General features: G+C 62.2%; 12 protein-coding genes. 9 read left to right on the forward strand and 3 right to left on the reverse strand.

Going from position 1 to position 13,237, the window contains the following annotated elements; translation table 11 throughout:
• Position 1 precedes the first annotated feature (1 nt).
• The 5 genes from asnB to H8A95_RS15320 all read left to right on the forward strand — a co-directional run bounded on the left by asnB (position 2) and on the right by H8A95_RS15320 (position 6,538).
• The gene (gene asnB / locus H8A95_RS15300; protein ID WP_229183888.1) at positions 2-1,864 is read left to right on the forward strand and encodes an asparagine synthase (glutamine-hydrolyzing); all 1,863 of its coding nucleotides are present in this window, start codon (positions 2-4) and stop codon (positions 1,862-1,864) included.
• A gap of 187 nt (positions 1,865-2,051) precedes the next feature.
• On the forward strand, positions 2,052-3,011 hold the full coding sequence (locus H8A95_RS15305; RefSeq protein ID WP_229183889.1) for a class I SAM-dependent methyltransferase: 960 nt from the start codon (positions 2,052-2,054) through the stop codon (positions 3,009-3,011).
• Between the two features lie 6 nt (positions 3,012-3,017).
• Positions 3,018-3,929, forward strand: a complete 912-nt coding sequence (locus tag H8A95_RS15310) for an NAD-dependent epimerase/dehydratase family protein (protein WP_229183890.1) — start codon at positions 3,018-3,020, stop codon at positions 3,927-3,929.
• A gap of 8 nt (positions 3,930-3,937) precedes the next feature.
• Positions 3,938-4,993 (forward strand): non-hydrolyzing UDP-N-acetylglucosamine 2-epimerase, encoded by a 1,056-nt coding sequence (gene wecB, locus H8A95_RS15315; protein ID WP_274617417.1) that lies wholly within the window; start codon positions 3,938-3,940, stop codon positions 4,991-4,993.
• 240 nt (positions 4,994-5,233) lie between these two features.
• Complete coding sequence (locus H8A95_RS15320) at positions 5,234-6,538, forward strand: nucleotide sugar dehydrogenase (protein WP_229183891.1); 1,305 nt, start codon at positions 5,234-5,236, stop codon at positions 6,536-6,538.
• A gap of 71 nt (positions 6,539-6,609) precedes the next feature.
• On the opposite strand, the gene H8A95_RS15325 is transcribed toward H8A95_RS15320, so the two are convergent.
• Entirely contained in the window at positions 6,610-7,971 is a 1,362-nt protein-coding gene (locus H8A95_RS15325; protein ID WP_229183892.1) for a hypothetical protein, read from the reverse strand.
• Positions 7,972-8,320: 349 nt separating this feature from the next.
• Between H8A95_RS15325 and H8A95_RS15330 the strand changes: the two genes are divergently transcribed.
• The 3 genes from H8A95_RS15330 to H8A95_RS15340 are packed head-to-tail and all read left to right on the forward strand — an operon-like array spanning position 8,321 to position 10,954.
• Entirely contained in the window at positions 8,321-9,382 is a 1,062-nt protein-coding gene (locus tag H8A95_RS15330) for a Gfo/Idh/MocA family protein (protein ID WP_229183893.1), read from the forward strand.
• Positions 9,379-9,846, forward strand: coding sequence for an acyltransferase (locus H8A95_RS15335; protein ID WP_229183894.1), 468 nt, complete (start codon positions 9,379-9,381; stop codon positions 9,844-9,846). Before H8A95_RS15330 ends, H8A95_RS15335 begins: the two co-directional genes overlap by 4 nt.
• A 10-nt stretch (positions 9,847-9,856) precedes the next feature.
• Positions 9,857-10,954, forward strand: a complete 1,098-nt coding sequence (locus tag H8A95_RS15340) for a DegT/DnrJ/EryC1/StrS family aminotransferase (protein WP_229183895.1) — start codon at positions 9,857-9,859, stop codon at positions 10,952-10,954.
• A gap of 31 nt (positions 10,955-10,985) precedes the next feature.
• Here H8A95_RS15340 and H8A95_RS15345 read toward each other — a convergent pair whose 3' ends face one another.
• Together H8A95_RS15345 and H8A95_RS15350 are read right to left on the reverse strand one after the other, a co-directional pair.
• Positions 10,986-11,513, reverse strand: coding sequence for an HAD family hydrolase (locus tag H8A95_RS15345; RefSeq protein WP_229183896.1), 528 nt, complete (start codon positions 11,511-11,513; stop codon positions 10,986-10,988).
• Positions 11,514-11,616: 103 nt separating this feature from the next.
• The gene (locus H8A95_RS15350; RefSeq protein ID WP_229183897.1) at positions 11,617-12,840 is read right to left on the reverse strand and encodes a phenylacetate--CoA ligase family protein; all 1,224 of its coding nucleotides are present in this window, start codon (positions 12,838-12,840) and stop codon (positions 11,617-11,619) included.
• A 95-nt stretch (positions 12,841-12,935) separates the two neighbouring features.
• Between H8A95_RS15350 and H8A95_RS15355 the strand changes: the two genes are divergently transcribed.
• Positions 12,936-13,237, forward strand: a 302-nt coding sequence (locus tag H8A95_RS15355; RefSeq protein ID WP_229183898.1) for an AGE family epimerase/isomerase, incomplete at its 3' end; no start/stop codon positions are given.

Here is a 13,237-nt window from a genome sequence, read left to right on the forward strand (position 1 = left end):
GATGTGTGGCATTGCTGGCATTCTGCATTTTGGCGCCTGTCCGGACGTGAACGCCCGGATTCGGAAGATGGCGGCCAGTATCGAGCACCGTGGCCCTGATGACAGCGGATTCCATCTGTCGGCAGACGTCGCATTGGGCTTCCGCAGGCTTGCGATCGTCGACCTGGCCACCGGCAACCAGCCGATGGGCAACGAGGATGCAACCGTATGGGTGGTCTTCAATGGGGAGATCTACAATCACCGCGAGCTGAGAAAAGAGCTTGAGGCCGCCGGGCATGTTTTCGCGACGGACCACTCGGACACCGAGGTTCTGGTCCATGGCTGGGAGCAGTGGAGAGACGGGCTATTCAGCAGGCTGAACGGCATGTTCGCCTGTGCCATCTGGGACGAAAATCAGCGTGAGCTGGTGATCGCCCGCGACCGATACGGGATCAAGCCGGTCTACGTCGCGGAGTTGCCCGGCAAGGGTCTCGTGTTCGGCTCGGAGGTGCGTGCGCTGTACGCCAGCGGATTGCTGAACAAGCAGTTCGATGCATCAGCGACCCTGGAGTACTTCACGCTCATGAACAATTGGGGAGGGCGCACGCCATTCCGCGGCGTCCGTCTCCTCAAGCCCGGCACGTTCGAACGAATTGCGGCGAGTGGACATTCCAGCGGCACCTATTGGTCGGCTTCTTACCACCGCAAATATTCGCCTGGCCTAGCGCGGGCTGCAGGCGAATTCGGCGAAATATTGCAGGCGGCCCTGCGCAGGCAGTTGGCCGCGGATGTGCCTGTCATGGCCTATCTGTCGGGTGGTATCGACAGTTCTGCGATCACGGCAGGTGCGCATCAGATCGATCCGGTCGTCCGCGCCTATTCGTGCATCTTCGATCTCGAGAATGTCGGTGTCGACAAATTCGTCGATGAGCGCGAGTTCTCCCGCGAGGTCGCCAAGCAGCTCAACATCGAACGTGTCGAGCTCATGGTGCCGCAGGATGCCCTGGCCCGCCATCTCGATGCAACGGTTGGAGCGATCGAATATCCTCGGATGGGAATGGCCTATGTGAACTATCTGATCGCGCAACGTGTCGCTCAGGACGCCAAGGTCGTCCTGTCGGGAACGGGCGGTGACGAAGTCACCGGAGGGTATGTCGGCAGATACGCCATCGTGCCGCGGGCGACTCCGGCTTCCCTGATGCAGCGTGTCATGCAGCGTTTTCGTGCTGCGGCGGGAGATCAGGCGGCCTCACGGGATGCCTTTGCGCTCTACCGGGCAAGCCTTAGCGTCCCGGTATCGGCCGAGAAGATCGGCGATGCCTTTACGCCGGAATTTCTGAGAGCCGCAGGAGGTTTCGATCCGATCGCGGCGATCGGAGATGCGATCGAGGCGGTTCCGTCGCGGGACCCCTGGGATGCCGTCATGCACGTCGACCTGACCACCTATCTTCCAGGTCTTTTGTCGCTGGAAGACAAGCTGTCCATGGCGCATTCCCTTGAGACCAGGGTGCCGCTTCTGGATAACGAGCTGGTCGACTACCTGCTCGGCGTGGATTGGGGCCTGCTGTCCGACGGCACCACGGGCAAGATCCTGTTTCGCGAGGCCGTCCGGCCGCTGGTCCCCGACACGATTTACCGGAAGCCGAAGATGGGATTTGGTCCTCCGGACGCGTCTTGGTACAGAGGGATTCTGCGCCCATGGATCGAGGAGCAACTCTCGGAATCCCGTATTAGGCAGCGAGGCGTATTTCAACACGACTTCGTACGTCGGATTTTGGACGAGCATTTCGAGCAAAGGGCGAACCATGTCGCGTTGATCTGGTGCTTGCTCAGCTTCGAGACCTGGTGCAAGCAACATGGTGCCTATGGCGGCGCCCTCCATTAGTTGCAGTTGTAGGAGCTAGTTTATGCGAACCGTTGCGTCTTCACGTCTCCGTCCGAACGGAATGGAGCTTCAGCTCGAGGCTTTCACGCAACAGGATGGCCAGGTCATCGAAGGTGTCCTCCGGACGCCCGATGCATCGCTTTGGTATCCGATTCTGCACGGGGTTCCCTGCTTCCTGAGCGGGCCGATGCAGCCTGATCTGACCGATTTCTGCTCACGGTACGGCTTGCCGAAGCCGGCGACCGCGCAGAGCCGGCCGGAAGCCCATGAGCAGGCCAAGACAAATCAGACCTTCTCGGACAAGTGGCGCCGCTTCAAGCAGTACGGGCTGCAACCCGAGCATAAGGAATTCCTCTTCGGTTGGTACTGCAAGAAGCTCGGGCTGGCAGATCTCGACGCCTTGAAGGCTTTCTACCGATCCAAGCAGCGCGTGCTCGAGGTCGGCCCAGGGTCGGGCTTCAACACGAGATTCATCGCCGAGAATTGTCCGGGCGAGGTGTTTGCGCTCGACGTATCGGATGCCGCGTTGACGACGTTCGAGAACACCCGCGATCTCGAAAACTGCTCGGTCGTCCAGGCCGATTTGATGGAAGCTCCGTTCCCCGATGACACGTTTGACTTCATCATCGCGGACGGGGTGCTGCATCACACGCCCAACACCAGGGCGGCGGTGGAGGCCTTGTACCGAAAGGTCAGGCCCGGCGGCCAGTTCTTCTTCTACGTCTATCGGAAGATGGGCGCCGTGCGCGTCTTCGCCGACGATCATGTTCGCCAGAATTTCATGCCGCTTTCCGCGGAGGAATGCTACGCGGCCTGCGAAGGGATCACCGAGCTCGGCCGCGAGCTATCGCGGCTGAACGCTACGATCACGCTTGAGAAGCCGATTCCGGTGCTCGGAATTCCTGCAGGAACGCACAACGTTCAGCGATTGCTGTACTACAACTTCCTGAAGTGCTTCTGGAACGAGGCGTTCGACTATGAGACCAACAATATGGTCAATTTCGACTGGTATCATCCGCACAACGCCTGGCAGCACAGCGATGACGAGGTTGCGGGCTGGATGAAGGAGCTCGGAGTCAAGGACTATGCCTTCAATGACTCCAATCCGAACGGGATTTCAGTCTTGCTGACGAAGCCAACGGTCTGACACGGCATGCGGATATTATTGACGGGCTGTAGCGGTTTCGTAGGCTCTGCTCTCGGTCCCCGGTTGGTGGCCGAGGGGCATGAGTTGTTCAGCGTCTGCCGGCCGGGAACGTCGGTCGCCTTCGGAACGAAAGTGGTTTGGGATGGAGCGGCTTCGATCGAAGCTGCCGACTTTCCCAAGACGATCGATGTTGTTGTTCATGGCGCTCAATCGCGCCGCTACCGCGATTTCCCCGCGGATTCGCTGGAGATGTTTGACGTCAACGTCGGCATGACAATGCGGCTGCTGGATTGGGCGGCTCGAGCGTCGGTTAAGCACTTTTGCCTGCTTTCGTCAGGGGCGGTCTACGAGCCGTTCGCGGGAGTGCTGAAAGAGGACGCCGGCTTGGCGCCCCCCGGCTTCCTTGGCGCGAGCAAGTTCGCTTCCGAGGTCGTTGCGAAGCCGTTCTCTAGCATTTTCTCCTTGAGCATTCTGAGATTGTTCTTTCCCTACGGTCCGGGCCAGCGTGATCGGCTCATTCCGCAGCTTGTCCGCAGGATCCAGGACGGCGGGGCGATCCAGCTCTCCGGCGGAACGGAAGGGATTCGCCTCGCTCCCACCTTCATCGACGATGTCGTCGAAGTCATCCTCGCCAGTATTGCTTCGTCGTGGACGGATACGCTCAACGTGGCAGCCTCCGAGATGCTCTCGATCCGGCAGATCGCGAACACGATCGGTCAGCAGCTTGGCCTCGAACCGAAGTTCGAGACCGTGAACCCGAACACTCCTTCCGTCGACATTGCTCCTGATCTGAGCCGTCTTGCATCTCGCTTGGACTTGCGGCGGTTTGTGCAGTTCAAGGAAGGGCTTCAAAGGACGCTATCCGCGAACCCTGTCGACGCACCGGATCATCGCCTGGTCGAATCCCAACACCGTTAGTGAAGTCCATGGCGCTGAAGATACTGACCATTGTTGGTGCCCGGCCGCAGTTCATCAAGGCCGCGGCCGTCAGTCGCGCGATCCGGGAGACCGATGGGCTCTCGGAAGTGATGGTGCATACCGGTCAGCATTTCGATCCGAACATGTCCGACGTGTTCTTCGAAGAGCTGGATATCCCGAAGCCGCGACATCATCTCGATATCCATGGCGGCGGCCACGGCGACATGACGGGACGGATGCTGATGGCGATCGAGCCGATCCTTCTCGCTGAAAGGCCGGACTGGGTCGTCGTCTACGGTGACACCAATTCGACGCTCGCGGGTGCTCTTGCGGCGTCGAAGCTGCACATTCCGGTCGCGCATGTCGAAGCGGGGCTTCGATCGTTCAACCGCCGCATGCCGGAGGAGATCAACCGGGTGGTGACCGACCATCTCTCCGCTCTGCAGCTCTGTCCGACGACGACCGCCGTCGCCAATCTTGCCACCGAAGGGGTGACGGCCGGCGTGCATCACGTCGGTGATGTGATGTACGATGCGACCTTGTTCGTGACCGACAAGGCCGAGAAGAGCTCGACGATATTGGTCGATCTCGGGCTGGCCGCGAAGACGTATGCGCTCGCTACGATTCATCGCGCCGAGAACACGGGCGATCGGCAACAGCTTCTTGCTGTTGTGCAGTTCTTGCAGGAACAGTCGCGAAAGTCTCCTGTTGTGCTCCCGCTGCACCCGCGCACCCGACAGGCTGCCTTGGCGATGGGGGTCAGTCTGGACGGCTTGCGGGTCATCGATCCCGTGGGTTACCTCGATATGGCGAAGCTTCTGCACAACGCCGTTGAAGTCTACACGGACTCCGGAGGGGTGCAGAAGGAGGCCTATTTCCATCGCGTCCCATGCATCACGTTGCGTGATGAGACCGAGTGGACGGAGACGATCACGCACGGGTGGAACCGGCTCTGGAAGCAGTCGGCGCAGGCCGTTCGGCGTGATATCGACGAGTATGGCACGGGTCGTGCCGCCTATGACGTCGCGCGCTTGTTGATTTCCGGCAGCTCGCCGGGCATTTGACCAGGCTGCCGCCTCTCAAATCTGAACGCGGAAGATGGGTGTTCCGGGCTCTCCGGCGCGCGACGCCGGACGCTGCGGATGGTGTGCCGCGATAGCCAATAATAGCCCCGTTTGGCTGCGCGCCATGGTGCCTGACGAGGCTCCGGCATGGCTTCCAGGGTTGTGGCTTTGCCGCTATGACGCTATCAGAGACCGAAATAGATCCTTTTCAGGCCGTAACAACCCCGTACGAGTGATGAAATGAATTCCGAATTGATCGCGAAGCTCAACGACAAAACGGCCAAGATCGGCATCGTCGGTTTGGGCTATGTCGGCTTGCCCTTGATGCTTCGCTATTGCGAGGTAGGCTACAAGGTGATCGGCTTTGATATCGACCAGACCAAGGTCGATGCGCTTCGCGCAGGCCGCTCCTATATCGAGCATATATCGAGCGCCAGCATCAAGAATGCGACGGAGCTTGGGTTCGAGCCGACTACTGATTTCTCACGCGCACGAGAAGTCGATGCACTTATCCTGTGCGTTCCGACGCCGCTCAACAAGTACCGCGAGCCTGATCTCAGTTTCGTGCTGAACACGACCGAGTCGTTGCTGCCTTATCTGCATCAGGGAATGGTGTTGTCGCTCGAAAGCACGACCTATCCCGGCACGACGGAGGAGGAACTGAAGCCGCGCGTCGAGAAGTGCGGCCTCACCGTCGGCCGCGACGTATTTCTCGTCTTCTCGCCGGAACGCGAAGATCCCGGCAATCCGAATTTCACGACGCGATCGATCCCGAAAGTCTGCGGTGGCTGTACGCCCGCATGTCTCGAAGCCGGCATCGCCCTCTATCGTCAGGTGATCGACAAGGTCGTGCCGGTGAGCTCCACGCAGGCTGCCGAGCTGACGAAGCTGCTCGAGAACATCCATCGATCGGTGAATATCGGCCTCGTCAACGAGATGAAGATGGTTGCCGACAAGATGGGGATCGATATTCACGAAGTGATCCGCGCGGCGGCGACCAAGCCGTTCGGGTTTGTCCCGTACTACCCCGGTCCCGGCATCGGCGGCCACTGCATTCCAATCGACCCGTTCTATCTGACGTGGAAGGCGCGGGAGTACGGCATGCACACCCGCTTCATCGAGCTCGCCGGTGAGATCAATTCCTCGATGCCAGACTACGTCGTGTCGAAGATCTCGTTGGCTCTCAATCAGAGGCACAAGTCGATCAGCGGCAGCTCGATCCTGGTACTCGGCATTGCCTACAAGAAAAATGTCGACGACGTTCGTGAATCGCCTTCGGTGCTGCTGATGGAGAGGCTGCGTGATCTCGGCGCCAAGGTCGCCTACAGCGATCCGCACGTCCCCGCGTTCCCGAAGATGCGGGCGCACTCGTTCGATCTGTCGAGTGTTGCGCTGACCGAGGATAATCTGCGGCGCTTCGATTGCGTCCTGCTCGCAACTGATCACGACAAGTTCGACTATCAGCTGCTCGGCGCGCATGCTCCGCTGCTGGTCGATTGCCGTGGCAAGTTTCCTCAGCCGGCAGACAACATCATTCGCGCTTAGGCAATCGCGTAAGCGCTCTGGCCATCCCTCGTGCCGGATAGCCGGTCTGAGAACGGGTTCGGAGCGGCGCGTTAGCCGGCGCGCGCTGGTTGTCGATTTCTGCTCTCAGCGGCTGTCGACGCCGGCGCCTGGTCGAAGGCTGACCGCGGCGCTATGTACCAGAGCAGGAACAGCAGCCCGGTGCCGTTCGTCAGCAATGCCGTGGAAAGCGGCACGTTGAGGAGAACCTGGGGGAGAAGTCCGGCGGATAGCAGCACAAATTGCGACGGCAAGCCGGCCGACAGGCGATTGCCGAGGGCGATGATGAGGCCGCAGCCCAGCGCGGACACCGGAGCGAACGCCAGGCCGACCGAAGCAACTCCTTCGGTGGCGAACAGCGAAGCATTGAAGGCGCCGAGATCGTAGGCCTTGGCCATGACGGCCCATATTGGCTCGTTGTAGGCGCACGCAATCACGGGCTTCAGCGCGTTGATCTGGCAGAAATGGGTCAGCGGGTGCGCTGAGAAATAGTTGTTGTAAACCTCAAGGGCGAGCGATGGGATCGCAACCATCCTGGTGTTGACGGTGCCGAAATAAACCAGGCCGGGGGTGAGTGGAAACACCTCGGCCTTGACCAGGAGGAACAAGATGGTGCCGATCAGGACAGGCAGGAAGAACGACAGGATCGTTGCAACCCTGGCCTCGGCTAGCTTGCCGACGAGCGCGAGAAACAGCAGCCAGACCGGAGCAAACAGCGCCATCTTGGTCAGCATGATCGGGTAGAACAGAAGCATCAGAAGCAGGGCGATCCCTGCCTGCCAGAACCGCTTGCTGGCGACGAAGCAGGCAAAGGCGAACGGCAACAGCGCGTTTGAGGTGATCCAGACGGCGTATCGCAGGAAGCCTGGAAACGCCGCCTCCGCGCGATACTTGTACATCTCGTTGAGACCGACCAGCTTGAGGTTATAGAGGGAGCCGACGCCGACGATGGCGGCTGAGGCAATCAGGATGACCGAAGGCAGCATGTGAAAGGCGCGTGCCGGCATCACGACGGCCTGTCGCACTGGAGCGGTGATGAACAGGGCGGGGACGAGGAACGCAAATGCCGAAAGCACGATCGAGGCGAGCGCCAGGCGGTGATCGTAATCAAGCAACGAAAATTCGGCTAGCCAGAGATATCCCAGCACCATGATGTAGAAGTAGAAGCCGACGAGGTAGCCAAAGCTGAAGCGCCCAAACGCGAACAGGATCACGACCGGGCTGAACGCCACGACATTCAGGATTGCCGCTGCCAGGTGCGACTTTTCGAAACCGATGATGCCCGGGAAGGAATTGGTGATCGTGATGCAATACAACGAAACGGCGCAAACCACGACGTGGGCATAGGCGAGCATGCCAAGCTTGGCCTGGGGCCAACCGAAACCGGGCTCCAGCTGAATAACGCGATCGTTCATTCTCATTACCGCCGTGTCGGGCTTTGCGTCTGGACTGTTTCGCTGGTGGTCATCGGGTTCGACAGTGACATGGCACGGCACCGGTAGGACGACAAGAATTATGCTTGTGTTTCATTCTATGAATCTTGCCCAATGACGCAAATGCCGCCTGCACCTCCGATGGGTCGGCGCCGCGAGCCTCCGGCAGCAAATCCGCTGCGGACCGTGCCGCCTGATCGGCGCGCGGCCTTGCCTTACCCCGGGTTTTCTGGGTAATGGAACGCTATCGTGCGGCTCGCAAGGCCGCTTGTTCCCTCGGTTCTTCGGTCGGCTGCTAGGGCCGGTCACGAGACAAGACAGGGCCTGTTGCATGATCAGATTTGGCCTGCTCGGGTGCGGGCGTATTGCCAAGCGTCATTCCGATCTCCTGGGTGGCAATCATATCGCGGGAGCGAGCCTGGTCGCGGTTTGCGACCCGATCCGCGCGCGCGCCGATGCGGTCGCCGGGAAGTTCGCCGTTCCGGCCCATTACGACATGGACGAGTTCCTGGCGCGCAAGGATATCGACGCGGTTGCCGTGCTGACGCCGAGCGGGCTGCATCCCGCGCATGTGATCGCCTGCGCAAGGGCCGGCAAGCACGTCGTGGTCGAGAAGCCGATGGCGCTGCGTCTGCAGGACGCCGACGACATGATCCGGGCCTGCGACGAGGCAGGCATCAAGATGTTCATCGTCAAGCAGAACCGCTTCAACGTGCCGGTGGTCAAGGCGCGCGAGGCGCTCGATGCCGGCCGCTTCGGCAAGCTCATCCTGGGGACGGTCCGGGTACGCTGGTGCCGGGATCAGGCCTATTACGACCAGGACGATTGGCGCGGCACCTGGGCCTATGACGGCGGCGTGCTGACCAATCAGGCGAGCCACCATGTCGACATGCTGGAGTGGTTCTTCGGCGACGTTGTGAGCGTGCATGCGCGCGCGACGACGGCGCTGGCCAATATCGAAACCGAGGACACGGCCGTCGCAACGCTGAAGTTTCGCAACGGCGCGCTCGGGATCATCGAGGCGACCACCGCGGCGCGTCCGACCGATCTCGAGGGCTCGCTGTCGATTCTCGGCGAGAAGGGCACGGTCGAGATTTCCGGTTTCGCGGTCAACCAGATCCGCCACTGGCGCTTTGTCAACGAGCTGCCGTCGGACAAGGACGTGGTCGAGAAGTTCTCGGTCAACCCGCCCAATGTCTACGGCTTCGGCCATCAGGCCTACTATCATCATGTGGTCGATTGCCTGGAGAACCAACGCGCTGCGCTGGTCGATGGGCTTGAAGGCCGCAAGAGCCTGGAGCTGATTTCGGCCCTCTATGAGTCGATCGAGACCGGTGAGGAAGTTGCGCTGCGCTTCACGCCGCGCTTGAGCCGATTGGGTGTCGTTTCGTGAATCGGCCGGAAGTGCATCAGGCCAGCGTGCGCGATGTCGCGTTCGGCGAGCGCGTCAAGATCGTCGAGCCCTGCAATCTCTATGGCTGCAAGCTCGGTGACGACTGCTTCATCGGGCCCTTCACCGAGATCCAGAAAGGCGTGGTCGTCGGGGCGCGCACCCGCGTGCAATCGCATGCCTTCGTCTGCGAGCTCGTCACCATCGGTGACGATTGCTTCGTGGGCCACGGCGTGATGTTCGTCAACGACACGTTCGCAACCGGCGGCCCGGCGCGCGGACGCAAGGAGCTGTGGCGCGAGACCGTGATCGGCAATCGGGTGTCGATCGGCTCCAACGCCACGATCATGCCGGTCAGGATCGCCGACGACGTCGTCATCGGCGCGGGATCGGTTGTCACCAAGGACATCACGACATCAGGCACCTATGCCGGCAATCCGGCGCGCCGGCTGCTGGCGAGCCAATAGGGGAACATCGATGGCTGTGCCGTATGCCGACCTGCAACTGCAATACCAGTCGATCAAGGGCCAGATCGATGCGGCGATCGCCGGCGTGATCCGCGACAACGCCTTCATCCGCGGCAGCTATGTCGACGTCTTCGAGCGCGAGTTTGCGGCGGCTGCGGAGGTCGCTCACTGCGTATCCTGTGCCAACGGCACCGACGCGCTTTACCTCGCCATGCGCGCGCTGAAGGTGCAGCCGGGCGACGAGGTGATCACGACGGCGCATTCCTGGATCTCGACCGCGGCGATGATCACCCATTCCGGCGCCACCGTCGTATTCTGCGATACCGATGATGCGACGTTCACGATCGATCCGGCTGCGATCGAGGCGGCGATCACGCCGCGCACGGTCGGCATCATCCCGGTGCATCTGTACGGCCAGCCCGCGGATATGGACGCGATCATGGCGATCGCGCAGAAGCACAAGCTCTGGGTGATCGAGGACTGCGCGCAGGCGCATCTCGCGCGTTACAAGGGCCGCATGGTCGGCACCTTCGGCGAGGCCGCGACCTATTCGTTCTATCCCGGCAAGAATCTCGGCGCGATGGGTGATGCCGGCGCGGTCGTCACCAATGATCCGGCGCTCGCGGAACAGATGGCCATGCTGGCGCGCCATGGCGGCCTGGTGAAGCACCAGCACCACATCGAGGGCATCAACAGCCGGCTTGACGGCATGCAGGCCGCGATCCTCTCGGCCAAGCTGCCGCATCTCGCCGCCTGGACTGAGGCCCGGCAGGCCGCAGCCGAAATCTACGACACCGGCCTCAACCAGATCGAGGACGTCGTGGTGCCCGAGGTCGCGCCGGCGCGCAGCCACGTCTATCACCTCTACACGATCAGGCATCCGCGCCGCGACGCGCTCGCCGCACACCTCAATGCCAATGGGGTGCAGACCGCGATCAATTACCCGACGGCGCTGCCGTTCCTGCCGGCCTACGCCCGCTTCAATCACCGGCCGGAGCAATTCCCCAACGCGCATCGCGATCAGGGCCGGATCCTCTCGCTGCCGATGTTCGCCGAGATCACGCGCCAGCAGCAGGATGAAGTGATCGAGCTGGTTCGGAAGTTCTGATCGCGATCGTGGCCTCGCGCCGGGCGCGGGCTCAGCCTCGCAGCAGAGGCCGCAGGAACAGCTCGAGATTGGGGCCCGAGAACAGGTGGCCCTTCAGGCCGGCTGCGCGCGCGGCCTCGAGATCGGTCAGCTGGTCGCCGACCAGGAAGCTTCGCTCGACGTCGACCGGAAAGCGTTCCAGAAGATCGTTGATCATGCCCGGCGAGGGCTTGCGGCGATGACTGACCTGCCGATATCGCTCCACGGTACCTTCAGGATGGAACGGGCAGTATTCGAAGGCGTCGATATGCGCGCCGATCCTGCCGAGTTCGGCCGCCATCCAGTCATGGAGCTGCTGGATGTGGGCCTCCTCATAGAGGCCTCTTGCAACACCGGACTGGTTGGTCACGACAAACGCGAAATAGCCCATGTCGTTGACGGCCTTCACCGCCTCGCGCGCGCCGTCGATCCAGATCAGTCTGTGGCTCTCGAAGAGGTAGCCGATGTCCCTGTTCAGGACGCCGTCCCGATCGAAGAAAACCGCCGGTCGTCGCGGCTGATTTCCTGAAACGTTGTTCATGAGCTGGTGATCCGTATGTCTCCGCGAGGCACGAACTAGCTCAATAGTTCACAATGCCGCGCGCGACAAATCCGGACCGACCACGCTCCGGGTGCTTTTGCGTTTATCGCTCGTCCGCAATCACTTTGCCGTCATTCGGCAGCGAGCTGGTCCCGACCAGCTCGACGGCTCCGCCAAGTTTTGTCACGGCGCGCAGCGTCGCCGCGACTTCATTCAGCAGGGCCTCCGGCGCGGACGCGCATTCGGCCCTCAGCGTCATCGCGTCGGCCTCGCCGGCACGCGTGACGACGAGGCGCAGCCGTCCGAGCTCGGGATGGCGTTTGCCGATTTCTGCGATCTGCTCGGGGCGCACGAACATGCCCTTCACCTTGGTGGTCTGGTCGGCGCGGCCCATCCAGCCCTTGATGCGCATATTGGTGCGTCCGCACCGGCTCGCGCCGGGCAGGGCCGCGGTCAGATCGCCGAGCGCGAGGCGGATCCAGGGATGATGCGGATCGAGCGAGGTCACCACGATCTCGCCCACGTCACCCGGCGCAACGGGATCGCCGGTGCCGGGCTTGACGATCTCCAGGATCAAATCCTCATTGACCGTCATTCCCTCGCGCGCCGGGGTCTCGAACGCGATCAGTCCGAGATCGGCGGTGCCGAAGGCCTGATAGGCCTCGACGCCGCGCGACTTCATCTCCTCCTGCAGCGATTTCGGAAATGCGGCGCCGGAGACCAGCGCGCGCTTGATCGAGGAGACGTCGCGGCCACCGGTGGCGGCCGCATCCAGCAGGATCTTCAGGAAATCAGGGGTGCCGCTATAGCCGACCGGGCGATAGGCCTCGATCAGCTCGAACTGTTGCTCGGTGTTGCCGGGGCCCGCCGGGATCACCGCGCAGCCGAGCGCCCGCGCTGACGCGTCGAAGATGAAGCCGCCGGGGGTCAGGTGGTAGCTGAAGGTGTTCAGCACCACGTCCCCCTCGCGAAAGCCCGCCGCAAACAGCGCCCGTGCGCCGCGCCACGGGTCCGTCTGGCGGCCTTCGGGCTCGAAGATCGGTCCGGGCGAGGTGAACAGCCGGGCGAATGAGCCGGGCTTGTCGGCCACGAAGCCGCCGAACGGTGGGGCGGCCTTGTGCAGCGCCGGGAGTTCCGACTTGCGCAGCACCGGCAGCCCCGCCAGGGCCTCCCGGCTGGTGACGGAGGCGGGATCGATGCCCCTGAGCAGGTTGGCGTAGGCCGGCGCTGCCATCGCCTTGCGCAGCACCTCCGGCAGCCGGGCGAACAGGGCGGCCTCACGCTCGGCCGGATCGCGCGTTTCAAGGGCATCGTAATGGTCGGTCATGGCAGGTCCTTGCGAGGAGGTGCGCAGCTTGCGTGCCGGTCCGCCCGTGCTATCAGACGGTGACCGCTGATATTGGGACGGTTCCAGGAAGCACGATGGCTGAGGCAGAGAGCGTTGCGGCGGACGGGGCCGCCGATGTCGTCGCGAGGTTGAAGCACCGCATCATCGACCATGCGCTGCCGCTGTGGTCGACCACAGGCTGGGACAGCACCGCCGGCGGCTTTGTCGACCGGTTGCATCAGGATGGGACAGCCGATCACGCCGCGCCGCGCCGGACCATGGTGCAGGCCCGCCAGATCTATTGCTACGCCAAGGCCCAGCTGGGCTGGTATCCCGACGGCCGCGCGATCGCGCTGAAGGGGCTCGAATTCCTGCTGGCCAAGGCCAGGGCGCCGGA

Source organism: Bradyrhizobium oropedii (assembly GCF_020889685.1).
Lineage (GTDB): Bacteria > Pseudomonadota > Alphaproteobacteria > Rhizobiales > Xanthobacteraceae > Bradyrhizobium > Bradyrhizobium oropedii.